We start from the raw sequence: 25,548 nt of genomic DNA, 5'->3' as shown, positions 1-25,548 counted from the left end.
GCCCGCGCGGCGGTGCATAGGCTGGCCGGATGCAGGACGAGTACCGCACCGTCGCGCGCACGGGAGTGCACGAGACCGAAGTCAACCGCTCCCGCTTCCTGTGCACCCTCGCACCGGCGGCCACCGAGCGGGAGGCACAGGACTTCATCGCCGCCGTGCGCAAGGAGCACGCCGACGCCACCCACAACTGCTGGGCCTACGTCATCGGTGCCGACGCCTCGGTCCAGAAGGCCGGCGACGACGGCGAACCCGGCGGCACGGCGGGCCTGCCCATGCTCCAGATGCTGCTGCGCCGCGACATGCGGTACGTCGTCGCGGTCGTCACCCGCTACTTCGGCGGTGTCAAACTCGGCGCGGGCGGGCTCATCCGCGCCTACGGCGGCGCGGTCGGCGAGGCCCTGGACGCCCTCGGCACCCTCACGCGGCGGCGTTTCCGGCTGGCCACGGTGACCGTGGACCACCCACGCGCCGGCAAGGTGCAGAACGACCTGCGCTCCACCGGGCGCGAGGTGCGCGACGTGCGGTACGGCGAGGAGGTCACGATCGAGATCGGTCTGCCGGATGCCGACGTGGACGCCTTCCGCGCCTGGCTCGCCGACGCGACCGCCGGCACGGCCGGGTTCGAGCTGGGCGGGGAGGCGTACGGGGACGTGTGAACGCCCCCGCGGAGGCGATGCGCGGGTGGAACACACGTGAGAGGCGCACACGTGGGAGGCGCACACGTGAGAGGTGACGTGTGAGAGGCGCACACGTGAGGTGATGTGTGAGAGATGCCCCACCCACAGAGGGCCTTTAGGCGCATAACGGGCATAGAGGATCGCGGTCATGACGGAGCGATACGGGAGTAACCGCCCGTGATGTCAGACCCGGCCGTTAGTCTCGGGGATCATGAGACTGCTGCACACGTCCGACTGGCACCTGGGCCGGGCCTTCCACCGGGTCGGCATGCTCGGTGCCCAGGCCGAGTTCATCGGCCACCTCGTCGCGACCGTGCGTGAGCGCGCCGTGGACGCCGTGGTCGTCTCGGGAGACGTGTACGACCGCGCGGTGCCGCCCCTCGCCGCGGTCGAGCTGTTCGACGACGCCCTGCACCGCCTGGCCGCCCTCGGGGTGCCCACGGTGATGATCTCCGGGAACCACGACTCGGCCCGCCGCCTCGGCGTGGGCGCCGGGCTCATCGGGCGTGCGGGCATACACCTGCGCACCGATCCCTCCGCGTGCGGCACCCCCGTGGTGCTGTCCGACGCCCACGGCGACGTCGCCTTCTACGGACTGCCCTACCTGGAACCGGCCCTGGTGAGGCACGAGTTCGGGGTCGAGAAGGCCGGGCACGAGCAGGTACTCGCCGCCGCCATGGACCGGGTCCGCTCCGACCTCGCCGCCCGCCCGGCCGGCACCCGTTCCGTCGTCCTCGCGCACGCCTTCGTCACCGGAGGCCGACCCAGCGACAGCGAACGGGACATCACCGTCGGCGGAGTGGCCGCCGTGCCCGCCGGGGTCTTCGACGGGGTGGACTACGTGGCGCTGGGGCACCTGCACGGCTGCCAGACCCTCACCGAGCGCGTACGCTACTCCGGCTCCCCGCTGCCGTACTCCTTCTCGGAGGCGGACCACCTCAAGACCATGTGGCTGATCGAGCTGGCCGGCGACGGATCCCTGACCGCCGAGCGCGTCGACTGCCCGGTGCCCCGCGCGCTGGCCCGGATCCGCGGCACCCTGGAGGAACTGCTCGCCGACCCCGCCCTCGCGCGGCACGAGGGGGCATGGGTCGAGGCGACGCTCACCGACCCGGTCCGCCCGGCCGACCCCATGGCCCGGCTCACCGAGCGCTTCCCGCACACCCTCAGCCTCGTCTTCGACCCCGAGCGGGCGCCGGACGACCCCGCGGCCTCCTACGCCCGCCGGCTCGAGGGCCGCAGCGACCAGCAGATCGCCGAGGACTTCGTCGCGCACGTGCGCGGCACGGGCCCCGACGCGCGGGAACGGGCCGTGCTCCGCGACGCCTTCGACGCGGTCCGCGCGGACGAGGCGGTTCGGGAGGTGGCGCGGTGAGGCCGCACACGCACACCCGCGAAGCAGAAGGGGCCGCCCGGTGAGGCTGCACCGGCTGGAGATCACCGCCTTCGGGCCCTTCGGGGGCACCCAGACGGTCGATTTCGACGAGCTGTCGGCGGCGGGGCTCTTCCTGCTGCACGGCCCCACCGGCGCGGGCAAGACGTCCGTCCTCGACGCCGTCTGCTACGCCCTGTACGGCTCCGTTCCCGGCGCCCGGCAGAGCGGCCAGGGCACGGCCCTGCGCAGCGACCACGCCGCCCCGGGCACCCGCACCCAGGTCGCCCTCGAACTCACCGTGGCCGGCCGCCGGCTGGAGATCACCCGGCAACCCCCCTGGGAACGGCCGAAGAAGCGCGGCCGGGGCACCACGCTGGACAAGGCCCAGACCTGGCTGCGCGAGTACGACACGGCCGCGGGGGCCTGGAAGGACCTCAGCCGGTCCCACCAGGAGATCGGCGAGGAGATCACCCAGCTGCTCGGCATGAGCCGCGAGCAGTTCTGCCAGGTCGTGCTGCTGCCCCAGGGCGACTTCGCCCGCTTCCTGCGCGCCGACGCCGAGGCGCGGGGCAGACTGCTCGGCCGCCTCTTCGACACCCGCCGCTTCGCCGAGGTCGAGAAGCGCCTCGCCGAACACCGCCGCGCCACCGAGTCCCGGGTCCGCGACGGCGACGCCGCCCTGCTGGCCGACGCGCACCGGATGCAGCAGGCCGCGGGCGACGCCATGGAGCTGCCGGAGCTGGCACCCGGCGACCCCGGCCTCGCCCACGCCGTGCTCACCGCGGCGGCGGTCGCCCGCAGCGCCGCGCGCGAACGGCTCACCGTCGCCGACTGCCGTCTCGCGGCCGCCGAGTCCGCGCAGGCCGCCGCCGACCGGGCACTGGGGAAGACACGCGAGCGTGACCGGTTGCAACGCCGGTTCGCCGAGGCCCGGGAGCGGGCGGCGCGGCTCCAGGAACGGGCCGGCGCCCATCGGGAGAACCAGCAGCGCATGGAGCGGGCCCGCAAGGCCGAGGCGATCGCACCCGCCCTCGACCTGCGCGAGACCGCGGACGCCGAGCACCGCCTGGCCGCCGCCGCGGAGGTACGCACGCGTGCCCAGCTCCCGCCGGCCCTCGCCGACGCGGGCGCCGCCGGGCTCGCCGCCGCCGCGCGCCGCACCACCGAGGAACTGGGCGGCCTGGAGTCGGCCCGCCGGGCCGAGCGGCGGCTGGCCGAACTCCTGGCGGAACGCGCCGAGCTGGATCGCCGGGAGCGGGCCGACGAGGACGTCCTGGAGGACGCCGAGACCTGGCTCGCGCGGTGGGCGGAGACCCGCGCCGGGCTCCGGAGCGGCATCGACGCGGCCCAGGAGGCAGCGACCCGGGCCGAGCAGCTCGCCGTGCAGCGCGACCCGGCCCGCAAGCGGCTCGAAGCCGCCCGGATGCGCGACCGCCTCGCCGAGGACAGCGAGCGGGCCGCCGAACACGCCCGCAGCACCCGCGAACAGGCCCTCGAGGCCAAGAGGCACTGGCTCGACCTCAAGGAACAGCGGCTCGACGGCATCGCCGCCGAACTCGCAGCCCGCCTGACCGACGGGGAGCCCTGCGCCGTCTGCGGCGCCACGGAACACCCGGCCCCGGCCCGCAGGGTCGCCGGTCACGTCGACCGCGAGGCCGAGGAACGAGCCCTGGCCGAGTACCAGGGCGCGGAGGAGCGGCGCGCCGAGGGCGAGCGCCGCCTGGGCCACGTACGCGAGGCGCTGGCCGCCGCGGGGGCGGAGGCCGGGGACGCGCCGACCGAACAACTCGCGCGCGAGGCCGAGGAACTGGAGCAACGGTACGCCCGCGCCCGGGAAGCCGCCTCCGCGCTGCACTCCGCCCAGGAGCGGCTGCGGCAGGCCGAGCAGGAGCACGAGCGGCGCACCGCGGCCCAGCGGGATGCCGCGGTCAGGGCCGCGTCCAGGGTCGGCCACCGGGAGCGGCTGGAGAGTGAGCGGGTACTTCTGGAAGAGGAGCTGAGCCGGGCACGCGGCACCGCGCAGAGCGTCGCCGCGCGGGCGGAGTACCTGGAACGGACCGTCGCACGGCTCACGGACGCCGCCGAGGCCGCCCGCACCGCCGAGGACACCGCCCAGCGCCTCAAGGACGCCGACGCCCGCCTGGCCGACGCCGCGTTCCGCGCGGGCTTCGACACCCCGCAGGCCGCGGCCGGCGCCCTGCTCGACGACGCCGCCCACCGCGACCTGCAACGGCGTCTCGACGCCTGGCAGCACGAGGAGGCCGCCGTCCGCGCCGTACTCGCCGAGCCGGAGACCGCGGCCGCCGCGCAGCAGCCGCCCGCCGACCTCACCACCGCGCAGCGTGCCGCTGACGACGCCGCGCGCCGCATGCGCGAGGCCGCCTCCGCGCGGGACGCCGCCGCGCGGTGCTGCGCGGAACTCGACCGGCTCTCGGCGCATGCCGCCGCCGCGGCCCGCGGGCTGGGGCCCCTGCGGGAGGAGTACGACCGGGTGGCCCGCCTGGCCGGGCTCACGGCGGGCACCTCGGCGGACAACGAACGCAGGATGCGCCTGGAGTCCTACGTGCTGGCCGCCCGCCTGGAGCAGGTGGCCGCCGCCGCGACGGCGCGGCTCCAGCGCATGTCGTCGGGCCGCTACACCCTCGTCCACTCCGACGACCGCACCGGACGCGGCCGCAGCGGCCTCGGCCTCCACGTGGTGGACGCCTGGACCGGGCGGGAACGCGACACCTCGACGCTCTCCGGCGGCGAGACCTTCTTCGCCTCGCTCGCCCTCGCGCTCGGTCTCGCGGACGTCGTCACCGACGAGGCGGGCGGGGTCCGGCTGGACACCCTGTTCATCGACGAGGGATTCGGCAGCCTCGACGACCAGACCCTCGACGAGGTCCTGGACGTCCTGGACTCCCTGCGCGAGCGCGACCGCAGTGTGGGCATCGTCAGCCACGTGGCCGACCTGCGCCGGCGCGTCCACGCCCAGCTGGAGGTCGTCAAGGCAAGAGCGGGATCGGTGCTGCGTCAGCGCGGGGTCCGCTGAGCCCGGGCCCCGGTGCGCCGTTGGTCAGCGCCCCAGCGGGCGGCGCGGCAGCGGCGAGGAGTAGACGACGCTGGTGGTCACCGAGCCGAGCCCGCCGATCCGCCCCGACACCTCCTCCAGGTGCCGCATCGAGCGGGCGGCGACCTTGATGACGAAGCAGTCGTCGCCCGTCACATGGTGAGCCTCCAGGATCTCCGGCGTCGCCGTCACGAGGTCGTGGAAGGGCTTGTAGTTGCCGGTCGGGTAACGCAGCCGGACGAACGCCAGGATCGGCAGGCCGAGCCGTTCAGGGTCCACCACCGCCGCGTAGCCCCGGATGATGCCCGCCTCCTCCAGGCGGCGCACCCGTTCGGTGACCGCGCTGGCGGACATGGAGACGGCGCGCGCCAGCTCGGCGAAACTGGCCCGTCCCTCCCTCTGGAGGACGTCGAGGATGCGCCAGTCGGTGGCGTCCGGGGAATACGCGGTCATCCCGGATGGATAGCAGGGAAATCCCCGGCCGAGCAAGGGCAAGGCCGTGGATCACCGCTTCAGGAAGGCGAGCGGCGCCCGTAATTTCTCTGCCATGACCACTACCACCACGGTGAACCCCGTCCTGCGCGTGGCACCCGCCTCCCCGGCCCGCGCCGCCGCCCACTTCCGGGCGAGCCTCGCCCTCCACGCCGACGTCTCCGACGTGGCCGCCGCGTTCGCCGCGGGCGGCGACCCCGGCTTCGTCCTCGTGGACAGCCGTTCCACCGAGGCCTGGGACCAGGGCCACGTCCCCGGCGCGGTCCACCTCCCGACGGCGCTCGTCGCGGAGCAGGCCGGAGCGCTCCTGGACCCGTCGGTCCCGGTCGTCACCTACTGCTGGGGACCGGGCTGCAACGGCGCCGCCCGCGCCGCCCTGGCACTGGCCGAACTCGGCTACCACGTCAAGGAGATGCTGGGCGGCTTCGAGTACTGGGTGCGCGAGGGCCTCGTGTTCGAGACCTGGCGCGGCCGCGAGCAGCGTGCCCCCGACCCGCTGACCGCGCCGGTGGCCGGGGACGACTGCGGCTGCTGAACCCCCGCGGCCCGCGCCGGGCCCGGTTCCCCGCGGGCACGCGGAGCCGGGCACGGTGCGACGGGTGGAGACCCGACTCGTCCCGTCCGGCGCCTGCCCGGCCCCGGCCCCGGTCCCGACGAGGCGATCAGCTCCGGGGTCGGATTCCGGCGCCGACCGGGACGGCCGCGCGGCTCACAGCGCCGACAGCTCCTCCACCAGGTCGTCCAGACCCAGCGAGCCCTGCGACAGCGCCGCCATGTGCCACGCCTTGAGGTCGAACGCGTCGCCGTGCCGCCTGCGGGCGTTCTCCCGGCCCAGCAGCCACGCCCGCTCGCCCAGCTTGTAGCCGATCGCCTGGCCCGGGATCGTCAGGTACCGGGTCAGCTCGCTCTCCACGAAGTCCGCCGGCCGGCTGCTGTGCGCCCCGAAGAACTTCTGCGCCAGCTCCGGCGTCCACCGCTCGCCCGGGTGGAACGGCGAGTCCGCCGGGATCTCCAGCTCCAGGTGCATGCCGATGTCGACGATGACCCGCGCGGCCCGCATCATCTGGGCGTCGAGGTAGCCCAGCCGCTCCTCCGCGTCCGTGAGGAAGCCGAGCTCGTCCATCAGCCGCTCCGCGTACAGCGCCCAGCCCTCCGCGTTGGCACTGACCATGCCGACGGACGCCTGGTAACGGGAGAGATCCTCCGCCACGTGCACCCACTGCGCCAGTTGGAGGTGATGGCCGGGGACGCCCTCGTGGTACCAGGTGGAGACCAGGTCGTAGACCGGGAATCGGGTCAGGCCCATCGTCGGCAGCCAGGTGCGGCCCGGCCGCGAGAAGTCCTCCGAGGGCGGGGTGTAGTAGGGCGCCGCCGCGCTGCCCGGCGGCGCGATCCGCGACTCCACCTTCCGCACCCGCTCGGCGAGTTCGAAGTGCGTGCCGTCCAGGGAGTCGATCGCCCGGTCCATCAGGCCCTGGAGCCACTCGCGGACCGCGTCCACGCCCTCGACGTGGCGGCCGTGCTCGTCGAGGTGGGCGAGCGCCACCCAGGGCGTCGCGGCGCCCGGCAGGATCTTCTCCGCCTCCTTCCTCATCTCGCCGAGCAGCCGGTGGAACTCCGACCAGCCGTACGCGTACGCCTCGTCCAGGTCGAGGTCGGTGCCGTTGAAGTAGCGGGCCCAGCGGGCGTAGCGCTCACGGCCCACCGTGTTCGGCGCGCCCTCGATCGTCGGCGCGTACACGTCGCGCATCCAGTCCCGCAGCTCCACCACGGCCGCGGTCGCCGCGCGAGCGGCCTCGTCCAGCTCCGCCCGCAGCGCGTCCGGTCCCGCCGCGGCGAAGTCCTCGAACCAGCCCCGGCCCTCGCCCGTGTCGGACCACTCGGTGAGCTGTCCGACGAACGTGGCGGTGGGACGCGGAGCCGCGTACAGCTTGCGCTCCAGCCCGAGCGCCAGTGACTGCCGGTATCCCGCCAGTGCGGCCGGCACCGCACGCAGCCGTTCGGCGACGGCCGCCCAGTCCTCCTCCGTCTGCGTCGGCGTCACGGTGAACACCTCGCGCACCGAGTGCGCGACCGTGCCGATGTTGCCGACCGAGCGCAGCCCCTCCTCGGCCTCGTGCACGGCCAGTTCCGCGGTGAGCCGCTCGCGCAGCAGCCGTGCGCAGCGGCGTTCGATGCCGCTGTCCGCGCCGGGCCGGTGCTCCGCCTCGTCGAGCCGCGCCAGTGTGGCGCGCTGGAGCTCCGCGAGCGCCTCCTGACCGGCGGGTGAGAGATCGGGCAGTCGGGAGGAGCTCTCCTTCACGCCGAGGAACGTACCGGTGACCGGGTCGAGGGCGATGAGCTCGTCGACGTAGGCGTCGGCGACCTCGCGGGGCAGCGGGCTGTGGGTCTGTGACATGCGGACCATCCTCGTACGACGTTCGCCGTACGTCACCCGCTTTGAGCCGAGGGCGAAGGAGGCAGCAGCGGCCCGCAGTCCCACTGCTGGAAGATCAGCCGCGTCTCCACCCGGGCCACCTCGCGCCGGGCCGTGAACTCGTCCAGCACCAGCCGCTGGAGATCCGCCATGTCGGCCACCGCGACGTGGACCAGATAGTCGTCCGGGCCGGTCAGATGGAACACGGTCAGCGACTCCGGCAGCGCCCTGATCCGCTCCACGAACGGCCCCACCAGCTCCCGCCGGTGCGGTCTGACCTGCACCGACAGCAACGCCTGGAGGCCCCGTCCCAGCTTGGCCGGATCCAGCTTCAGCCGGTGCCCGAGGATGACCCCGGAGCGGCGCAACCGGGTCACCCGGTCCAGACAGGTCGACGGCGCGACCCCGATCTGCGCGGCGAGATCCCGGTACGTCGTCCGGGCGTCGTTCTGCAACAGCCGCAGCAGGTGGAGATCCACCGGATCCAGTACGACAGTTTCGGCCACTGGCCGAACGTAGCACGGGCTCTGGCTCCGAACACCCGGTCGGTGTTCACCCTTCCGTCCATGGACTTCGGCATGGACACGCACACCGCCAGATCACTCGCCACCGAGGCCGTGCACGCCGGCCGGGACGACCTCGCCCGGCAGGGACTGCACGCCCCGCCGATCGACCTGTCCACCACCTACCCCTCGTACGACAGCCGCGGGGAGGCCGCCCGTATCGATGCCTTCGCCGCGACCGGCGCCGAGCTCGACGGTCCGCCGGTCTACGGGCGGCTCGGCAATCCCACCGTCGCCCGCTTCGAGACCGCCCTGGCCCGGCTCGAGGGGACGGAGTCGGCGGTCGCGTTCGCCAGCGGCATGGCCGCGCTCAGCGCCGTCCTGCTGGTACGTGGCTCGATGGGTCTGCGCCACGTCGTGGCCGTACGTCCCCTGTACGGGTGCAGCGACCATCTGCTGACCGCCGGGCTGCTCGGCTCCGAGGTCACCTGGACCGACCCGGCCGGCGTCGCCGACGCCCTGCGCCCGGACACCGGCCTGGTCCTGGTGGAGTCCCCGGCCAACCCCACGCTCGCGGAGATCGACCTGCGGGCCGTCGCCCACGCCTGCGGATCCGTGCCGCTGCTCGTCGACAACACCTTCGCCACACCGGTGCTCCAGCGGCCCGTCGAGCAGGGGGCGCGGCTGGTGCTGCACAGCGCCACCAAGTACCTCGGCGGACACGGGGACGTGCTGGCGGGCGTCGTCGCCTGTGACGAGGAGTTCGCCGGGCGGCTGCGGCAGGTGCGGTTCGCCACCGGCGGGGTGCTGCATCCGCTGGCCGGCTACCTGCTGCTGCGAGGCCTGTCCACCCTGCCGGTGCGGGTGCGCGCCGCGTCCGCCAACGCCGCCGAGCTCGTCCGGCGCCTGGCCGCCGACCCGCGCGTGGCGCGGGTGCACTACCCGAGCATCGGCGGGGCGATGGTCTCCTTCGAGGTGCACGGCGACCCGCACGCGGTGATCGGCGGTGTCCGCCTGATCACCCCCGCCGTGAGCCTCGGCAGCGTGGACACCCTCATCCAGCACCCGGCGTCCATCAGCCACCGGATCGTGGACGCCGACGACCGAAGGAACGCCGGCGTGAGCGACCGGCTGCTGCGCCTCTCGGTCGGCCTGGAGGACGTCGAGGACCTGTGGGCCGACCTGGACCAGGCCCTGTGCGAGCGGACCGCCGCTGCGGCCCGCCCGGAGGCCCTGGCCCAGAGCTGACGCGGCGCCTCACCGGCGACGGACGGCCCGGCGGACACCGCCGGGCCGTCCCCTGTGTCCTGGCGCCATGTGCCGTACCACCATGTACCGCGACGCCATGTGCCGCACACCGTGTGCCGTGACGACGCTGCCGTGTGCCACCAGGCCGGAGCCGCGGCGCACGCCCGGACCGCTCAGGGCCGGCCGATCCGGCGGCCCCGCTCCTCCCACGCTTCGTGCGCTCCCCGGTCCGCCGCCCGCGCGGCGGCCGGTGCGCCGTCCAGGCGCGCCGTGATGACGAGGGTGCCCTCCTCGACCTGGTAGTCGAGCGGCAGACCCAGTCCGCGCATCGCGGCGACCATGGCGGTGTTGGACGCCTGCGTCACGGCGTAGACGTGGGCGCAGCCTGCCTCGGCGGCCATCGCCACCAGGCGGCCGAGGAGTTCGCCGCCGACGCCCCGGTGCTGCCAGGCGTCCTCGACGATCAGCGCGACCTCCGTCTCGTCGCCGTCCCACAGCAGATGGCCCAGGCCGACGATGCGTCCCGAGGCTGTCTGCGCGGCGAGCGTGCGTCCGAAGCGCGGGCTGAGCAGGTGGTTGAGGTAACGGTCCGCGTCGCCGACGGGGCCGTGGTAGCGCATCCGCAGGGTCTGCGGCGAGCACCGGTCGTGCATCGCCCGCGCGGCCGGCAGATCACCGGTGTCCACCCGGCGCACGGTGATGTCGCTGCCCTCGGGCAGCGTCAGCACGTCCCGGCCCCGCGGGATCCGGGGCCCGAGCCGGGCGTCCAGCTCCACCAAGGCCCGCGCCCGCGCGAACTCCGTGGGCGTGAAGGGCAGGTAGGGCCGCTCCACGGTGATCACCCCGCCCTCCGGGGCCCGCAGCCGCATCACCGTGTCCTCCAGGGCACCCTCCACCGGCACACCCTCCGGTACCCGGTGGCTGCCGCCCGGCGTCGCGGGCAGCGAGCGGATGGTGCACCGGCCCAGCAACTGTCGCAGTGCGAGGGGGAGTTCGGCCGCGTCCTGCGCGGTGCGGGCGGCCAGTCCCAGCACGCGCGTCGGGGCGTCGACCAGGTCATGGGCGTCGGCCCGTTCGATCCAGGTGTCCGTGCCCCCCGCGAGCGCCACGGCGCCGGTGAGGTCGGAGCCCTCCAGTTCGGCCGGGGCGCGCAGCAGGAACTCGTCCACCGTGCCCTCGCCCAGCGGGTGCGTCTGGAGGCTCAGGATGTCCACCCGCCGCCCGGCGAGCGCCGTGCACAGCGCCGCCAGCGATCCCGGTTCGTCCTTCACCGTCGTCCGCATCCGCCACAGGGCGCTCCGGCCGGTGGCGGCGCCGGGCGCCGGCGTGGCGGGCCCGGTCTCCGTCCCGGAGGACGGGGGCCGGGCGCCGCCGGTATCGTGCGCCGGCGGTGCGTGGCCGTGGCGTCGTGCCCACCACGTGTGGAACGCCGCCGTGGCGGCCAGCACCACCGCGGACACCACCAGCAGTTCCGGGCCGTCAGGGCCGTGGCCGATCAGGTTGGCCACGGCGTCCGCGACCGCCACCGCCGTGAACAGCGCGGCGAGTTCGACGAGGTCGCGCCGCCAGTGGTGCGCGGGGCGGCCGTGGCGGGCGCGCGTCACATCAGACATGTCTCGACTCATGCAGCCACTGTGAAGGAACCGTGTTTCGTGATCACGAACGTGCTGTGACTGACGGGTAAAGACTGGTTCTGTCCCATTTGCCGGGCCTTTGGGGTGCGAGGATCGCGACGAGTGTCGCGGCGGGTCACTGCCCGACCAGTCCCGGCTGCAGCGTCCTGGTGAACAGCACACCGCCGTCCTGCTCCCGCAGCCGTACGGTCAGTTCACCATTGTCGCCGTCGATGTCCACCTCGCCGAAGAACTGGTACCCGCCGGCCGGTGAGACGTTCGACGTGGTCGGCGCCTTCACGAACACCCGCTCGGGACCGAAGGTGCCGTCGAGCGCGCTGGCCGGGAAGGCCCCGGCGTTCAGCGGACCGGAGACGAACTCCCAGAACGGCTCGAAGTCGCCGAAGGCCGCCCGCGAGGGCTGGTAGTGCTGGGCCGAGGTGTGGTGCACATCGGCCGTCAGCCACACCGTCCCGGTGATCCGCCGGTGCTTGACGAACCGCAGCAGCTCCGCGATCTGGAGCTCCCGGCCGAGTGGTGCACCCGGGTCGCCCTGGGCCACCGCCTCGACGTTCCTGCGGCCCTCACCGGTGTCCGGCACGACCAGGCCGATGGGCATGTCGGCGGCGATCACCTTCCACACCGCCCGCGACCGTGCCAGCTCCCGCTTGAGCCACTCGAGCTGCTCGCGGCCGAGGATGCCCTGCGGGTCCACGGTCTGGTCGCCCGAGGAGTTGGCGTTGCGGTAGGTCCGCATGTCCAGCACGAACACGTCCAGCAACGGACCCTGCCGCAGTACCCGGTACACCCGGCCCTCCCGGGCACCCGGCCGCAGCGTGGACATGGGGAAGTACTCGCCGAACGCGCGCCGCGCACGGGCCGCCAGCACGTCGGCGCTCTTCTCGGTGTAGCGGGTGTCCGTGTCGGAGATGCGCTGGCCGGGGTACCAGTTGTTGCGCACCTCGTGGTCGTCCCACTGCACGACGGACGGCACCCGGGCGTTGAACCGGCGCAGGTTCTCGTCGAGCAGGTTGTAGCGGAAGGTGCCGCGAAACTCGGCGAGCGTCTCGGCGACCTTGGACTTCTCCTCGGTGGTGACGTTCCGCCACATCCGGCCGTCGGGCAGCGCGGCCGTCGCCGCGAGGGGGCCGTCGGCGTACACGGTGTCGCCGCTGAACAGGAAGAAGTCGGGTTCCAGGCGGGCCATCGCGTCGAAGATCCGGTAGCCGCCGAACTCGGGGTTGATGCCCCAGCCCTGCCCGGCCAGGTCGCCCGACCACACGAAGCGCACCCCGTCGCGGCGCCGGACCGGTACCGTGCGGAACGTGCCGGTGACCGGTTCGCCGGTGCGGCGCGGGTCGTCTGGATCTGCGAGCAGCACGCGGTAGTGGATCTGCTCGCCCGGCGGCAGCCCGCGCAGCCGTGTCGTGCCCGTGAGGTCCGTGTCCGGGCCCAGCAGCGGGCCGTACCACCTGCGCGGACTGCGGAACGACTCGGTCGCCGACGTCTCCACGATCATCCGGGCCGGTCGGTCGGAACGCACCCACACCAGGCCGCCGTCGCGGGTGACGTCGCCCGTCTGCACGCCCCAGTCGGCCCGCGGGCGCCCGGACCGGGCGAACGCGGGAGCAGCCCCGAGGGCGGTGGGCAGGGTCAGGGCCGCCGAGGCCGCGAGGGAGCCGCGCAGCAGGGCGCGGCGGGCGGGGAGCGGACGGTGCGACATGGATACGCCTCCAGGGACGGGATCCGGCCAGTGTGCGCTGCCACACCTACTCGGGCCGCACGGCTCGTACACGAACCCCGGGTGAACAACTGATCGCCCCACCGGGGGAGTCGGGAACCGGTCCGGGACGCGGTCGGAGCTCGGCCGTTCACCCGCCGACGGCCTGCGCCATCAGCCGTACGCCCTCGTTGATGCGGGCGGGCGGCACGTGCGCGTACCCCAGCACGAGCCGCACCTCCTTTCCCGTGCCCCCGTCGGTCCCGAAACCCTCCGGGTGCGCGTAGGCGGTGAGCGGGCGCACCGCGACCCCGGCCCGCGCCACGGACGCGAGGAGACGCTCCTGCGGCCCGTAGCGCCCCGGCAGCGAGGCGATCACGTGCAGTCCCGCCGCGATGCCGGACACCTGGGCACCGGGGAAGTGCTCCGCGAGGGCGGCCACCAGGGCGTCGCGCCGTTCGCGGTAGGCGCGCTGGCAGCGGCGCAGCTGGCGGTCGTAGTCGCCGCGTTCCACGAAGCGGGCGAAGAGTGCCTGGTCCAGGGCCGGATGCCCGAGGTCCATGGTCCGCTTGCGCTCCACCACCTCCTCGGCCCACGACTCGGGCACCAGCAGCCACCCGAGCCGCAGCCCCGGCGCCAGGGACTTGCTGACCGAACCGGTGTAGGCCACGTGCTCCGGGTCGAGCCCCTGGAGTGCGCCGACGGGTGCCCGGTCGTAGCGGAAGTCCCCGTCGTAGTCGTCCTCGAGGACGATCCCGTCCACGGCCCGCGCCCAGTCCAGCAGCTCGGCGCGCCGCCGCGCGGAGTACGCGATCCCGGTGGGGAACTGGTGGGACGGTGTGGCCACCACGGCCCGCACCCCCGACGCCCGCAACGCCCCGACCGCGAGCCCCTCCCCGTCCAGGGGCACGGGTACGGCGGTGACCCCGGCCGAGGCGTACAGGGCGCCGTGCTGCGGACTGCCGGGGTCCTCCACCCCGACCGTGCGCAGGCCACGCGCGCGGAGCACGAGGCCGAGCAGCGCCATCGCCTGGGCGACCCCGGAGACCACGACGAGCCGCTCGGGATCGGCCACCACACCGCGGCGCCGCTGGAGCAGTTCGGCCAGGGCGGTCCGCAGCGCGGGCAGCCCGCGCGGGTCCGGGTAGCCCAGTTCCCGGTGCGGGAGTTCCCCCAGCACCCCGCGCTGTGCCGCGGCCCACGCGGAGCGCGGGAACAGCGACAGGTCGGGCGTGCCGGGCACGAAGTCCACGCGGGTGCCGGGGGAGCGCGGGGCGAGGTCCCGCGCACGCGGACGGGCGGCGCGCACGGCGGCTCCCACCCAGGTCCCGGCGCCCCGGCCGGACCGCAGATAGCCCTCCGCGGTCAACTGCTCGTACGCCTCCGTGACGAGCCCCCGCGACACGCCGAGGTCGGCGGCCAGGTCCCGGCTCGACGGCAGCCGTGTGCCCGGTGCGAGCCGCCCCGACCGCACCGCCTCACGCAATGCCTCCTGCAGCGAACGCCCCCGCGCGCGTGCGGGTGCGGACGCGGCCGGGAGCAGCAACTCCCAGGCGGAGGAGCCGGCCTGCCCCTCGGGACTGGATTCCGGTGACGTCATGACACGGGAGACTAGACGCCCGTGGGTCGCACGTCGGCTCAGCGGCTGCCGTCCAGGATGACGCGGGCGACGAGCGCCGGGTCGTCGTTCATGGGGACGTGGCCGCAGCCGGGCAGCCGTACCAGCCGGGCCCGGGGCATGGTCCGCTTGGCGCGGACGCCCTGACGGGGGATCAGCAGTCGGTCGCGGGTACCCCAGGCGACGGTGACGGGGATGTCGGACACGTCGTCGGCGAACCGGACGGTGGTGCCTGCGCGGAGGGTCTCGGTGAAGCCGGTGGCTCCCGCCAGTGCGAGCGTCTCGGCGACCACCGCCTCGGGGGAGCGGCGGCCGGGACGGGCGTAGATGGTGCTGGTCAGCGCCGCACGACCGGCAGCCGAGCGGGACAGCCGCTCGACCACCGGCAGCGGCATCCGCTCCGCGATCCGCCGCATCGCGATCAGCACGGCGAAGGCGTAGCGCCGCTCCGCCTGGCTCCAGAAACCAGCAGGGGACAGGGCGGTGACGGACCGTACGAGCTTCTCGCGGCCGAGTTCCAGGGCCAGCAGACCCCCGAGCGAGTTGCCCGCCACGTGCGGCCGGTCGAGCTCCAGCGCCTCGCAGAGCGCGCCGAGCGCGGCGTTCATGGTGGGCAGGTCGTGGGCCAGCCCGTCGGGCAGCGCCGGGGAGGCCCCGAACCCCGGCAGGTCCACGGCGATCACCTCCCGCTCGGTGGCGAGGATGTCCACCACCGGGTCCCATGCCTGCCGGTGATGACCGATGCCGTGCAGCAGGAGCAGCGGTTCGCCGCTGCCCACGCGTGCGTACGACAGGGTCACGGTCTGCGGGCCGTGGGGGGAGGTGACCTTGAAGGAGACGGTCGCGGACATGAGGGTGCTCCTCGTGTGGGACTCGCGGACGGACGCCACTGACGCCGTAGACAGCTTGTCAGCAATTGCTACCGACGGGTAGCCCCTGTTCCGTCGCGTGATCGCGTCGCGGCTCCGCTCGCCCCCGGACGTGCCGATTCCGCCTGGACACCGCCGTAACCGTCGGCTGGGATGGTGCGGTGACCACCGAAACCGTGACCGACGTCTTCGAAGAGCACCGACCCGTCCTCCTGGGCGTCGCCTACCGCATGCTGGGCCGGGTGGCCGACGCCGAGGACGTGGTCCAGGAGGCATGGCTGCGCTGGTCGGGCGGCGACCGGTCGGACGTACGCGAACCGCGCGGCTACCTGGTGCGCGTCACCACCCGTCTTGCCATCGACCGGCTGCGCCAGATCAAGGCGCGGGGCGAGACCTACGTCGGCCCCTGGCTGCCGGAGCCGTACGTCACCGACTTCGGCGACACCGTCCCGGACGGCGCCGAGCGGGCCGTCCTCGCCGACACCGTCTCGCTCGCCGTCCTGGTGGTCATGGAGTCCCTGTCGCCGCTGGAGCGCGCGGTGTTCGTGCTGCGCGAGGCCTTCGGCTACCCGTACGCCGACATCGCCGCCCTGCTCGACCGCGGCGAACCCGCCGTACGCCAGCTCGCCGGGCGCGCCCGCAAGCACGTCGAGGAGCGGCGGCCGCGCTACGAGGTCGACCCGGTCCAGCGCCGCGACCTCACCGAACGCTTCCTGACGGCCGCGGCCGGCGGGGACCTGAACCGGCTCATGGAACTGCTCGCCCCCGACGTGCGTCTCGTCAGCGACAGCGGAGGCAAGGCCCGCGCCCCGCGGCGGGTCGTGGAGAGCGCCGACAAGGTGGGCCGCTTCCTCCTCGGCGTCGCCGCCAAGGGCGCGCCGGACCTCTCCGTCCGCCTCACGGAGGTCAACGGCGGGCCCGCCCTGCTCGTCCTGTCCGGCGGCAGGGCCGACTCCCTCTTCCAGCTGGACGTCGCCGACGGACGCATCCAGGCGGTGTACGTCATTCGCAACCCCGACAAGCTGCGGTCCCTGCCGGCCGTATAGGGCCCCGCACCACCAGGAAGCCGCCGCACCACAAGGAACCCCGCGCCTCCAGGAAGCCCCCGTCGTCCTCGACGGGGGCTTCCTCGTGCGAACGCATCGTGAACGCTTCGTGGCAGCCCGAACACGCCACGTGCAGGGGATCGACGATTGGTATTGACCAAGGGTGGGGGCCGTCCTATCGTCGCCGGAGAAGTGAAACAACCTTTAATAAACAAGGGCGCTAAAACGCCGCCGGACACGGCGATCGCGGAGGACAGGGTGGGGACCACGCAGCTGGAATCGGTGCCGGAACCGAAGTACTGGCACCTCAAGACCGTGCTCAGTGAGGCGCTGGACTCGGAGTTCTCCGTGGGCGAGATCCTGCCCAACGAGCGCGATCTGGCCGCCCGCTTCGGTGTCGCCCGCGCCACGCTCCGGCAGGCCCTGGAGCAGCTCGAACTGGAGGGCAGGCTCCAGCGACGCCGCGGCGTGGGCACCACCGTCGCGCCGCCGCGCATGGGCGTCCGCGTCGGCACCGCCCAGCACGCCTGGCCGGGTGGCCCCGAGGACGCGTGGCAGGCCCTGGACTGCACCCTCGTCGTGCCGCCGGCGCCCATCGCCGAGGCCCTCGTGACCGGCCGTGAGGAGCCCGTGCACACGGTGCGCCGCTCCCGCGTCTCGCACGGCCAGCCCGTCGCCGCCGAACTGCTGTACGTCCCGCCGCTGTCGGTGCCGGACCTGTCCGCCATCGACGCGCCGTCCGGCACGGCACGCGCGCGTGCGGTGCTGCGCGAACTCCAGCGACTGGAGCTGGAGCGGCAGGAGAACGCGGTGGAGCTGGGATCGGCGCGTGCGGACGACGCCCGGGAACTGGACCGCCTGCCGGGAGCGCCCGTCCTGGTCGTCACCACCCGCTATATCGCCCGCGGCCGGACCGCCGCGCTCTCGGTGGCCACCTACCGTGCGGACACCTGCCGCCTGACCTTCGGCGACTCGGGCGGCGTGGAGATCCACCACGGCCCCGAACGCCGCGCGTCCTGAGGACACCATGCCCTCCCCGTGCCCCCGGAGCGCCCACTCCGGGGGCACGGGGCGCGGCCGCGGGTGCCGCGGCCGCGTCGCACCCGGACGCCGGACGGGCCGTCTACCGGCGCGCGGTCACCGTGCCCTCCACCGCGAACAGTTGCTCCTCGACGTGGTCCAGGGCCAGCCGCACCGCCCCCGTCGCGACCGCCGCCTCCCCGAGCAGGGACAGGGTGACCTCGGGCGGGCGCAGACAGTAGCGGGCCAGTTCGCGGCGCAGGGGGTCCAGGACGCCGTCCAGGCCCGCCGCCCAGCCGCCGATCACGACCAGCTCCGGATCCAGGGCGAGCACCAGCGCCGCCACGTCGTGCACCAGCCGCTGGATGAACCGGTCCACCGCCGCCAGCGCCCGCTTGTCGCCCTGGCGGGCCTGGGCGAAGACCTGGGCGACCGCCTGCTCGTCGAGCGGGTGCAGCGGCTCGTCCGTGGTCGACAGCAGCTTCTCCGGCGTCGCCTCCCGACCCAGCAGGTGCAGCGCCCCGATCTCACCGGCCGCCCCGCCGTACCCCCGGTGCAGTCGCCCGCCGATCAGCGAGCCCGCGCCCGGGCTGAGCCCGGCCAGTACGAACACCACGTCGTCGGTGTCCTTGGCGGCGCCCTTCCAGTGCTCGGCGACCACGGCGGCGTTGGCGTCGTTCTCCACCAGCACCGGGCACTTGAAGGACCGGCTCAGCCGCTCGCCCAGCCCGAGCCCCGTCCAACCGGGCAGCGCCGTGCCCAGCCGCACCGTGCCGTCCGCCTCGACGATCCCCGGCGTGCCCACGCCGACCGCGCGCAGGGAGCCGCGGGGGACCCCCGCCCGGCGCAGCAACTCGGCGACGGCGGTGCGCAGCCGCTCCAGCCGTTCGTCGGCGCCGGCCGTCTCGTCGACGTGCTTCGCCTGCGCCCCGACCACCCGGCCGTCCAGGTCGGCCAGCAGCGCCGCCACCCGGTGGGCCCCGATCTCCAGGCCCAGCAGATGGCCGGCCTCCGCGCGGAAGCGGAACCGCCGGGCCGGCCGCCCCTGCCGCCGGGCGGCGCCCTCCTCGGCCGCCTTCTCCACCACCAGGCCCGCCTCGATGAGCCCCTCCACGACGCCCTCGACGGTGGGCCGGGACAAGCCCGTCACCCGCGTGATCTCGGTCAGCGTCGCGCAGTCCGTGGCCCGCAACGCGTGCAGCACCACGGCGGAGTTGATCCTTCGCAGCAGCGAGGGATCCCCGCCGGTCAGCCGACCCACCGTCCGTCCTCCCAGCTCGTGCGCGTGTTGGCCGGATCGTACTCGGCGCGGCGAACGGCGGCGAACCCGGCGTACGCGGGCCCCGCGACCCGCCGGTGCGGCCTTCCGGGGGAACCGGGGTCCCGCACGCCGCGGTCCTCCACCGGGCCGGACCCCACCTGACCGGGAGTCGGCTGACGCCCCGCCAAGTGTCAGTGGCGGCGGGTTTACTGGACCGCATGAACATCGCACAGCACATCGCCCTCATCGACGAGCTGTGCTTCCGCCCCTTCCCGGCGGAGCACGGCCCGTCGGACGTCGGCTTCGGGGGGCCGGGCCACCATGTCGCGGTGTTGGAAGCCGGCGGGGGACCGCGGACGGGGGACCGGGCGCTGCGGGCGGTGACGGTGGATCAGTACGAGAAGGACCGGGACGCCGTCTACGAACTGCTGGCCTCACGCTGGGGGGACGTCGCCCCCTGGAATCTGGAGACGGTCCTGCTGCGCACCGAGCGCGAGGAGATACCCGAGCCGTGGGCATGGCTGAGCGCCCACGCGCGCGTGGCCTGGCTGTGGGAGGTGCGGGGCACCGGCCGCTGGGTGGCCGTGGCGGTCGCCGACCGGGACGAGAGCGACGACGTCCGGTTGCTGGCGGTGGTCACGGAAACCGACCCCCCGTGACAGGCGCCCCGAGGTTCGGGAGTGGCCCGGTCACCCCTGCGCGGCCTCGCGGAGCCGGGCGAACTCCTCGGCCATCGTATCCAGCGTCCAGTGGGCGTTCAGTCCGCTCGGGTTGGGCAGCACCCACACACGCGTGTCACCGATCCGCCGCTCCTGCGGACCCACCCGCGCCGTGCGGTCGCCGAACGCGGCCCGGTAGGCCGTGACCCCCACCACGGCCAGCCGGCGCGGACGCAGACGGGCCACCTTCAGGGCGAGCAGCCGCCCGCCCTCGCGGTACTCCTCGGCACTCAGCTCGTCCGCCCGCGCGGACGCCCGCGCCACGACATTGGTGATGCCGAGCCCGTACGAGAGCAGCTCCCGCTGCTCCGACGGCCTCAGCTGCCTCGGCGTGAAGCCGGAGCGGTGCAGGACGGGCCAGAACCGGTTGCCGGGGCGGGCGAAGTGGTGACCCGTCGCCGCGGTCATCAGGCCGGGGTTGATGCCGCAGAAGAGCACCCGGAGGCCGTCCGCGACCACGTCCGGCACCAGCCGGTCGCGGGCGGCCTCCAGCTCCTCCCGGGTGAAGCGGCGGGTCAGAGGATCGCTCCGGGGGTGTAGCCGGCGGCCTCGGGACGCTGCTTCACGATCTCCTCGACGCGGCCCACGACGGTGGCGACCTGGTCGCCGGCGGCACCCGTGAAGGACAGCTTGTCCGCCATCAGCGCCTCCAGTTCGGCGCGGCCGAGCGGCAGCCGCTCGTCGGCGGCGAGCTTGTCCAGCAGGTCGTTGCGCTCGGCGCCCTGCTCGCGCATCGCGAGGGCCGTGGCGACCGCGTTCTCCTTGATCGCCTCGTGCGCGACCTCACGGCCGACGCCCGCGCGCACGGCGCCCATCAGCACCTTGGTGGTGGCGAGGAACGGCAGGTAGCGGTCCAGCTCGCGGGCCACGACCGCCGGGAACGCGCCGAACTCGTCGAGCACCGTCAGGAACGTCTCCAGCAGACCGTCCAGGGCGAAGAACGCGTCCGGCAGCGCGACGCGGCGCACCACCGAGCAGGACACGTCGCCCTCGTTCCACTGGTCGCCCGCCAGCTCGCCGGTCATCGAGGCGTAGCCGCGAAGGATCACCATCAGGCCGTTGACGCGCTCACAGGAACGGGTGTTCATCTTGTGCGGCATGGCCGAGGAGCCCACCTGTCCGGGCTTGAAGCCCTCGGTGACCAGCTCGTGCCCCGCCATCAGCCGGATCGTCTTCGCCAGCGACGACGGCGCCGCCGCCAGCTGCACCAGCGCGGTCACCACCTCATAGTCCAGCGAACGCGGGTAGACCTGGCCCACCGAGGTGAACGCCTCGGAGAAGCCCAGGTGCCCGGCGATCCGCCGCTCCAGCTCCGCGAGCTTGGTCGCGTCCCCGCCGAGCAGGTCCAGCATGTCCTGCGCCGTGCCGACCGGGCCCTTGATGCCGCGCAGCGGGTACCGGCCCAGCAGCTCCTCCACCCGGCCGTACGCCACCAGCAGCTCGTCGGCGGCGGTCGCGAAGCGCTTGCCCAGGGTGGTGGCCTGCGCCGCCACGTTGTGCGAGCGGCCGGCCATGACCAGCTCGCCGTACTCACCGGCCAGCCTGCCCAGGCGCGCCAGCACGGCCACCGCGCGGTCGCGCACCAGCTCCAGCGAGAGCCGGATCTGGAGCTGCTCCACGTTCTCGGTGAGGTCGCGGGAGGTCATGCCCTTGTGCACGTGCTCGTGCCCGGCGAGATCGTTGAACTCCTCGATGCGGGCCTTCACGTCGTGGCGCGTGACCCTCTCGCGCTCGGCGATCGAGGCGAGGTCGACCTGGTCGAGCACCCGTTCGTAGTCGGCGATCGCCGCGTCCGGCACCTCGATCCCGAGGTCCTTCTGGGCCCGCAGGACGGCGAGCCAGAGCTGCCGCTCGAGCCTCACCTTCTGCTCGGGCGACCAGAGCGTGGCGAGCTCGGTGGAGGCGTAACGTCCGGCGAGGACGTTCGGGATACGGGGCTTGGCGGGCGCAGCAGTCACGTGTACGGATTCTACTGGCGATTCGTGCAGGCCCGTCCCACCGGGTGGCCTGGAGGAAACCACAAGGGCGCGCTACCGGCCCTCCAAGGGGAGCAGCTCCGGGCGCTTGGGGGGCAGGCCGTCACCCGAGGAGCGGCCGGTGAGGCGGCGGGCGATCCACGGCAGCAGGTGCCGGCGCGCGAACCGGGCGTCCGCGATCCGCCGGGCTGCCCAACGCTCCGGGGCCGTCGCCTCCAGGGGCAGGTGCCACTCGGGGTCCTCGGGGACGTAACCGAGCGTCTGCCACACCGCCTCCGCGACCCTGCGGTGCCCCTCGGCGGTCAGGTGCAGCCGGTCCACGTCCCACAGCCGCGGGTCGCCGAGCGACGGGGCACCGTACAGGTCGACGACCAGCGCACCGTGCCGCTCGGCGAGTTCGTCGACGCAGTCGAACAGCGCCTCCATGCGCGGCCGGAAGCGCTCGAGGACCGGCCCCCGGCGGCCCGGGCTGCGCATCAGCACCAGCTGCCTGCAGTTCGGGGCCAGCCGCTCCACGGCCTCGGTGAGCAGGTCGCGCACGCGCACCATGTCGCACTTGGGACGCAGCGTGTCGTTGAGGCCGCCGACGAGGGTGACGACGTCGGCCCGCATGGCCGCCGCCTGCTCCACCTGTTCGTCGACGATCTGCTGGATCAGCTTGCCGCGCACCGCGAGGTTGGCGTACCGGAATCCGGGGGTGACGGCCGCCATCCTCGTGGCGAGCAGGTCGGCCCAGCCCCGGTAGGTGCCGTCGGGCAGCCGGTCCGACATGCCCTCGGTGAAGGAGTCGCCGACCGCGACCAGGCTGCTGTGGGTGGGATTCGTCTGCATGGCGACAGAGATGGTATCCCGTGCACATACCCGTCGGTCGGTCGGCCTCCCTCACCCCGGCCGGTCCGGGCCCCCGCTCAGGTCTGCTCGGTGCGCTGCCCGAACAGCTCCCGCAGGACGTCCTCCATGGTCACCAGCCCCGCCAGTCGCCCGTCCGCACCGAGCACCGCCGCCAGGTGGGTCCGGCTGCCGCGCATGGCCGTCAGGACGTCGTCCAGCGGTGTGCTCTCCCGCACACGGGCGATGGAGCGCATGTCCCGCAGCCGGAACGGCAGATCCCGCGGGGAGGCGTCCAGGGCGTCCTTGACGTGCAGGTAGCCGACGATCCGCCGCCCCTCGTCCACCACCGGGAAGCGGGAGAACCCGGACTCCGCCGACAGCCGCTCCAGTCCCTCCGGGGTGATTCCCACGCGGGCGTACACCACCCGCTCCAGGGGCACCACCACGTCGCGCACCGGTCGGCGGCCCAGCTCCAGCGCGTCGTGCAGCCGCTCCTGCGCGCGGTCGTCGATCAGTCCGGCCTCGCTGGAGTCCTTCACGATCTGCGCCAGCTCCGCGTCCGAGAAGGACGCGACGACCTCGTTGCGCGCCTCGACCCGCAACAGCTTCAGCAGGGCGTTGGCGAAGGCGTTGATCGTGAAGATCACCGGGCGCAGCGCCCGGGACAGCGCCACCAGCGGCGGCCCCAGCACCAGCGCGCTGCGCACCGGCTCCGCGAGCGCGATGTTCTTCGGCACCATCTCGCCCAGCAGCATGTGCAGATACGTCGCCAGGCTCAGCGCGATCACGAACGAGACCGCGTGCCCGGCGCCCTCCGGCACCCCCATCGCGTGGAACGCCGGCTCGAGCAGGTGCGCGATGGCCGGCTCGGCGACCACACCGAGCACCAGGGTGCACAGGGTGATGCCGAGCTGCGCGGCCGCCATCAGCGCGGACACGTGCTCCAGGCCCCACAGCACGCTCCTGGCGCGCCGGTCGCCCCGGTCGACGTGCGGCTCGATCTGGCTGCGGCGCACCGAGATCAGCGCGAACTCCGCGCCCACGAAGAACGCGTTGACGACGAGCGTCGCCAGACCGATCAGCAGCTGTATCGCGGTCATCGCCGGGCCCCCTCGTCGTTCGTGGAGCGCGTGTCCGCTGCGAGCGGCGCGCGCAGCTGGACGCGTGCCGCGCGGCGGCCGGTGGCGTCCAGCACCTCCATCCGCCAGCCGGCGACCTCGACGGTGTCACCGACCGCGGGTATCCGTCCCAGCTCCGTGGCCACGAGCCCGGCCAGGGTCTCGTAGGGCCCCTCCGGCGCGCGCAGGCCGACCCGCTCGAGCTGGTCCACGCGCGCGGAGCCGTCGGCCGAGTACAGGGCGTGGCCCTCCTCGTCCGTCCCGGCCCGGGCCAGGTCGGGGGTCTCATGGGGGTCGTGCTCGTCGCGCACCTCGCCGACGACCTCCTCGACGATGTCCTCCAGCGTGGCCACGCCGGCGGTGCCGCCGTACTCGTCGATCACCACGGCCATGGTGCGCCGGCCGGACAGCCGGTCCAGGAGACGGTCCACGGTGAGCGTCTCCGGGACGAGCAGCGGTTCGCGCATCAACTCGGACACGGGGACGCGCGCCCGGCGCTCCGCCGGCACCGCGAGGACGTCCTTGACGTGCGCCGTCCCGACGACCGAGTCGAGGGTGCCGCGGTAGACGGGGAACCGGGAAAGCCCCGTCGCCCTCGTCGCGTTGGCCACGTCCTCGCAGGTCGCCTGTACCTCAAGGGCGACGACCTGGACGCGCGGGGTCATCACGTTCTCCGCGGTGAGGTCGACGAGGTTGAGGGTGCGCACGAACAGCTCGGCCGTGTCGGGCTCCAGGGCACCCTCCTTGGCGGAGTGCCGGGCGAGCGCCGCGAGTTCCTGGGGACCGCGCGCGGACGCCAGCTCCTCGGCGGGCTCCAGGCCGATGCGGCGCACGAAGCGGTTGGCCGTGTTGTTGAGGTGCGTGATGAAGGGACGGAACGCGGCGCTGAACCAGCGCTGGGCGGTGCCCACCCGCTTGGCCACGGCCAGCGGCGAGGAGATCGCCCAGTTCTTGGGCACCAGCTCGCCGACCACCATCAGGAACACGGTGGACAACGCCGTACCGATCACCAGCGCCGCGGAGTGCGCCACGGAGTCGGAGGCGCCCAGGTCCTCGAGCGGGCCGGAGATCAGCGCGGCGATCGACGGCTCGGCGAGCATGCCGACCACGAGGTTGGTGACGGTGATGCCGAGTTGGGCGCCGGAGAGCTGGAAGGTCAGGTTCCGTACCGCCTTGAGCGCGCCCTGGGCGCCCCGCTCACCGCGCTCGACGGCCCGCTCCAGCTCGGCGCGCTCGACCGTGGTGAGGGAGAACTCGGCCGCGACGAAGGCACCGCAGGCGAGCGAGAGCAGGATCGCCGCGAGAAGGAGGAGCACTTCGGTCATCGGTTCACCTCCGTCCCATCGTCGGACAGGACGGGAACGAACGCGCGATGTCGCGTACTGGGAGGCTCGCCCATGGGCGGACGCACACAACCTTTCATGGAGACCGAGTGGCCCCTCAAGGGTAAAGGATCAGCAAAGCGATGGAGAAGGGGTTGTGGATCACCCTCCGTCGGGCCGCGCGAGCGGCTTCACCCAGCGCCGCCACCGCTCCTCGGGCGCGTACCCCGCGGCGCCCCACGCGTGCTGCGCCGTCTCGTTGCGCTGGAGCACCATCGCGTCGGCACGGCGCCCGCCGAGCCGCACGAATCGCGCCTCGGCGGCGGCCAGCAGCGCCGAGGCGATCCCCCGGCGGCGGCGGTCCGGGCGCACGGCCAGCCGGTACAGGTGGCAGCGCCAGCCGTCGAAGCCCGCGATCACGGTGCCGGCCAGCACGCCGTCCAGCTCGGCGAGGATCAGTGCCTCGGGGTCGCGCGCGACCAGCCGCTCCACCCCGGCCCGGTCGTCGCTGATGCTGGTGCCCTCGGCAGCAGACTTCCAGAAGTCCAGGACGTCGTCGAGATCCTCGGGCCCCGCGGCCCGTATGCGCAGCTCGCTCATGCGGTGATCACAGCACGCCCGCGCACGGCGAACACGTCATTTCGCGATCCGGACGCCGCGGCCGCCAACCGC

General features: G+C 73.9%; 22 protein-coding genes. 8 read left to right on the top strand and 14 right to left on the bottom strand.

Annotation, left to right across the window (positions count from 1 at the left end; translation table 11 throughout):
- Positions 1–29 precede the first annotated feature (29 nt).
- The 3 genes from ACFYOV_RS23360 to ACFYOV_RS23350 all read left to right on the top strand — a co-directional run bounded on the left by ACFYOV_RS23360 (position 30) and on the right by ACFYOV_RS23350 (position 5,086).
- A complete protein-coding gene (locus tag ACFYOV_RS23360) occupies positions 30–656 on the top strand; it encodes a YigZ family protein (RefSeq protein WP_389090304.1) in 627 nt (208 codons plus the stop codon).
- Between the two features lie 232 nt (positions 657–888).
- The gene (locus ACFYOV_RS23355; protein WP_389090303.1) at positions 889–2,052 is read left to right on the top strand and encodes an exonuclease SbcCD subunit D; all 1,164 of its coding nucleotides are present in this window, start codon (positions 889–891) and stop codon (positions 2,050–2,052) included.
- A 40-nt stretch (positions 2,053–2,092) separates the two neighbouring features.
- A complete protein-coding gene (locus tag ACFYOV_RS23350) occupies positions 2,093–5,086 on the top strand; it encodes an AAA family ATPase (protein WP_389090302.1) in 2,994 nt (997 codons plus the stop codon).
- 24 nt (positions 5,087–5,110) lie between these two features.
- Here the strand turns inward: ACFYOV_RS23350 and ACFYOV_RS23345 are convergent, their stop codons facing one another.
- A complete protein-coding gene (locus tag ACFYOV_RS23345) occupies positions 5,111–5,557 on the bottom strand; it encodes an Lrp/AsnC family transcriptional regulator (protein WP_389090300.1) in 447 nt (148 codons plus the stop codon).
- 94 nt (positions 5,558–5,651) lie between these two features.
- Here ACFYOV_RS23345 and ACFYOV_RS23340 point away from each other — a divergent pair, with 94 nt between their 5' ends.
- Positions 5,652–6,131, top strand: coding sequence for a rhodanese-like domain-containing protein (locus ACFYOV_RS23340; RefSeq protein ID WP_389090298.1), 480 nt, complete (start codon positions 5,652–5,654; stop codon positions 6,129–6,131).
- A 174-nt stretch (positions 6,132–6,305) separates the two neighbouring features.
- On the opposite strand, the gene ACFYOV_RS23335 is transcribed toward ACFYOV_RS23340, so the two are convergent.
- Positions 6,306–7,994 (bottom strand): DUF885 domain-containing protein, encoded by a 1,689-nt coding sequence (locus tag ACFYOV_RS23335; protein WP_389090296.1) that lies wholly within the window; start codon positions 7,992–7,994, stop codon positions 6,306–6,308.
- 32 nt (positions 7,995–8,026) lie between these two features.
- Positions 8,027–8,518, bottom strand: a complete 492-nt coding sequence (locus ACFYOV_RS23330; RefSeq protein WP_389090294.1) for an Lrp/AsnC family transcriptional regulator — start codon at positions 8,516–8,518, stop codon at positions 8,027–8,029.
- Between the two features lie 60 nt (positions 8,519–8,578).
- Here ACFYOV_RS23330 and ACFYOV_RS23325 point away from each other — a divergent pair, with 60 nt between their 5' ends.
- Positions 8,579–9,763 (top strand): trans-sulfuration enzyme family protein, encoded by a 1,185-nt coding sequence (locus ACFYOV_RS23325; protein ID WP_389090293.1) that lies wholly within the window; start codon positions 8,579–8,581, stop codon positions 9,761–9,763.
- A gap of 173 nt (positions 9,764–9,936) precedes the next feature.
- Here the strand turns inward: ACFYOV_RS23325 and ACFYOV_RS23320 are convergent, their stop codons facing one another.
- From ACFYOV_RS23320 to ACFYOV_RS23305, 4 genes are all read right to left on the bottom strand, one after another.
- On the bottom strand, positions 9,937–11,376 hold the full coding sequence (locus ACFYOV_RS23320) for a GNAT family N-acetyltransferase (protein ID WP_389090291.1): 1,440 nt from the start codon (positions 11,374–11,376) through the stop codon (positions 9,937–9,939).
- Positions 11,377–11,512: 136 nt separating this feature from the next.
- Positions 11,513–13,099, bottom strand: a complete 1,587-nt coding sequence (locus ACFYOV_RS23315; protein WP_389090290.1) for an alkaline phosphatase D family protein — start codon at positions 13,097–13,099, stop codon at positions 11,513–11,515.
- Positions 13,100–13,247: 148 nt separating this feature from the next.
- Positions 13,248–14,696: a PLP-dependent aminotransferase family protein gene (locus ACFYOV_RS23310; RefSeq protein ID WP_389090288.1), complete on the bottom strand. Its 1,449-nt coding sequence runs from the start codon at positions 14,694–14,696 to the stop codon at positions 13,248–13,250.
- Positions 14,697–14,734: 38 nt separating this feature from the next.
- Positions 14,735–15,565, bottom strand: coding sequence for an alpha/beta fold hydrolase (locus tag ACFYOV_RS23305; RefSeq protein ID WP_389090287.1), 831 nt, complete (start codon positions 15,563–15,565; stop codon positions 14,735–14,737).
- Between the two features lie 179 nt (positions 15,566–15,744).
- On the opposite strand from ACFYOV_RS23305, the gene sigJ reads away from it, so the two are divergent.
- A complete protein-coding gene (sigJ, locus tag ACFYOV_RS23300; RefSeq protein WP_389090285.1) occupies positions 15,745–16,629 on the top strand; it encodes an RNA polymerase sigma factor SigJ in 885 nt (294 codons plus the stop codon).
- Between the two features lie 258 nt (positions 16,630–16,887).
- Positions 16,888–17,649, top strand: coding sequence for a GntR family transcriptional regulator (locus ACFYOV_RS23295; protein ID WP_389090284.1), 762 nt, complete (start codon positions 16,888–16,890; stop codon positions 17,647–17,649).
- Between the two features lie 103 nt (positions 17,650–17,752).
- Here the strand turns inward: ACFYOV_RS23295 and ACFYOV_RS23290 are convergent, their stop codons facing one another.
- Positions 17,753–18,910 (bottom strand): ROK family transcriptional regulator, encoded by a 1,158-nt coding sequence (locus tag ACFYOV_RS23290; RefSeq protein WP_389090283.1) that lies wholly within the window; start codon positions 18,908–18,910, stop codon positions 17,753–17,755.
- Positions 18,911–19,128: 218 nt separating this feature from the next.
- Here ACFYOV_RS23290 and ACFYOV_RS23285 point away from each other — a divergent pair, with 218 nt between their 5' ends.
- Positions 19,129–19,569 carry a hypothetical protein gene (locus ACFYOV_RS23285; protein ID WP_389090282.1) on the top strand — a complete coding sequence of 147 codons (441 nt, stop codon included), beginning with the start codon at positions 19,129–19,131 and terminating at the stop codon, positions 19,567–19,569.
- A gap of 30 nt (positions 19,570–19,599) precedes the next feature.
- Here the strand turns inward: ACFYOV_RS23285 and mug are convergent, their stop codons facing one another.
- From mug to ACFYOV_RS23255, 6 genes are all read right to left on the bottom strand, one after another.
- A complete protein-coding gene (gene mug / locus ACFYOV_RS23280) occupies positions 19,600–20,097 on the bottom strand; it encodes a G/U mismatch-specific DNA glycosylase (RefSeq protein ID WP_389090281.1) in 498 nt (165 codons plus the stop codon).
- Positions 20,098–20,144: 47 nt separating this feature from the next.
- Positions 20,145–21,587 carry an adenylosuccinate lyase gene (gene purB / locus ACFYOV_RS23275; RefSeq protein ID WP_389090279.1) on the bottom strand — a complete coding sequence of 481 codons (1,443 nt, stop codon included), beginning with the start codon at positions 21,585–21,587 and terminating at the stop codon, positions 20,145–20,147.
- Positions 21,588–21,659: 72 nt separating this feature from the next.
- Positions 21,660–22,436 (bottom strand): SGNH/GDSL hydrolase family protein, encoded by a 777-nt coding sequence (locus tag ACFYOV_RS23270; RefSeq protein ID WP_389090278.1) that lies wholly within the window; start codon positions 22,434–22,436, stop codon positions 21,660–21,662.
- A gap of 77 nt (positions 22,437–22,513) precedes the next feature.
- On the bottom strand, positions 22,514–23,536 hold the full coding sequence (locus ACFYOV_RS23265; protein WP_389090276.1) for a hemolysin family protein: 1,023 nt from the start codon (positions 23,534–23,536) through the stop codon (positions 22,514–22,516).
- Positions 23,533–24,879 (bottom strand): hemolysin family protein, encoded by a 1,347-nt coding sequence (locus tag ACFYOV_RS23260; protein ID WP_389090275.1) that lies wholly within the window; start codon positions 24,877–24,879, stop codon positions 23,533–23,535. Before ACFYOV_RS23260 ends, ACFYOV_RS23265 begins: the two co-directional genes overlap by 4 nt.
- Positions 24,880–25,038: 159 nt before the next feature.
- Positions 25,039–25,476, bottom strand: coding sequence for a GNAT family N-acetyltransferase (locus ACFYOV_RS23255; protein WP_389090273.1), 438 nt, complete (start codon positions 25,474–25,476; stop codon positions 25,039–25,041).
- Positions 25,477–25,548 lie beyond the last annotated feature (72 nt).

Source organism: Streptomyces sp. NPDC005931 (genome assembly GCF_042871235.1).
Lineage (GTDB): Bacteria > Actinomycetota > Actinomycetes > Streptomycetales > Streptomycetaceae > Streptomyces.
The sequence above is the reverse complement of the archived record's forward strand: the minus strand, read 5'-3'. Positions and strand labels throughout refer to the sequence as shown.

What these genes read in the sequence shown, in the direction of transcription:
- ACFYOV_RS23355 (WP_389090303.1), top strand. Translation starts at nt 889, where the DNA reads ATGAGACTGCTGCACACGTCCGACTGGCACCTGGGCCGGGCCTTCCAC.
- ACFYOV_RS23260 (WP_389090275.1), bottom strand. Translation starts at nt 24,879, where the DNA reads ATGACCGAAGTGCTCCTCCTTCTCGCGGCGATCCTGCTCTCGCTCGCC.
- ACFYOV_RS23320 (WP_389090291.1), bottom strand. Translation starts at nt 11,376, where the DNA reads ATGTCTGATGTGACGCGCGCCCGCCACGGCCGCCCCGCGCACCACTGG.
- ACFYOV_RS23305 (WP_389090287.1), bottom strand. Translation starts at nt 15,565, where the DNA reads ATGTCCGCGACCGTCTCCTTCAAGGTCACCTCCCCCCACGGCCCGCAG.
- ACFYOV_RS23255 (WP_389090273.1), bottom strand. Translation starts at nt 25,476, where the DNA reads ATGAGCGAGCTGCGCATACGGGCCGCGGGGCCCGAGGATCTCGACGAC.
- ACFYOV_RS23310 (WP_389090288.1), bottom strand. Translation starts at nt 14,696, where the DNA reads ATGACGTCACCGGAATCCAGTCCCGAGGGGCAGGCCGGCTCCTCCGCC.
- ACFYOV_RS23315 (WP_389090290.1), bottom strand. Translation starts at nt 13,099, where the DNA reads ATGTCGCACCGTCCGCTCCCCGCCCGCCGCGCCCTGCTGCGCGGCTCC.
- ACFYOV_RS23285 (WP_389090282.1), top strand. Translation starts at nt 19,129, where the DNA reads ATGAACATCGCACAGCACATCGCCCTCATCGACGAGCTGTGCTTCCGC.
- ACFYOV_RS23360 (WP_389090304.1), top strand. Translation starts at nt 30, where the DNA reads ATGCAGGACGAGTACCGCACCGTCGCGCGCACGGGAGTGCACGAGACC.
- ACFYOV_RS23270 (WP_389090278.1), bottom strand. Translation starts at nt 22,436, where the DNA reads ATGCAGACGAATCCCACCCACAGCAGCCTGGTCGCGGTCGGCGACTCC.
- ACFYOV_RS23335 (WP_389090296.1), bottom strand. Translation starts at nt 7,994, where the DNA reads ATGTCACAGACCCACAGCCCGCTGCCCCGCGAGGTCGCCGACGCCTAC.
- ACFYOV_RS23345 (WP_389090300.1), bottom strand. Translation starts at nt 5,557, where the DNA reads ATGACCGCGTATTCCCCGGACGCCACCGACTGGCGCATCCTCGACGTC.
- ACFYOV_RS23340 (WP_389090298.1), top strand. Translation starts at nt 5,652, where the DNA reads ATGACCACTACCACCACGGTGAACCCCGTCCTGCGCGTGGCACCCGCC.
- ACFYOV_RS23265 (WP_389090276.1), bottom strand. Translation starts at nt 23,536, where the DNA reads ATGACCGCGATACAGCTGCTGATCGGTCTGGCGACGCTCGTCGTCAAC.
- ACFYOV_RS23325 (WP_389090293.1), top strand. Translation starts at nt 8,579, where the DNA reads ATGGACTTCGGCATGGACACGCACACCGCCAGATCACTCGCCACCGAG.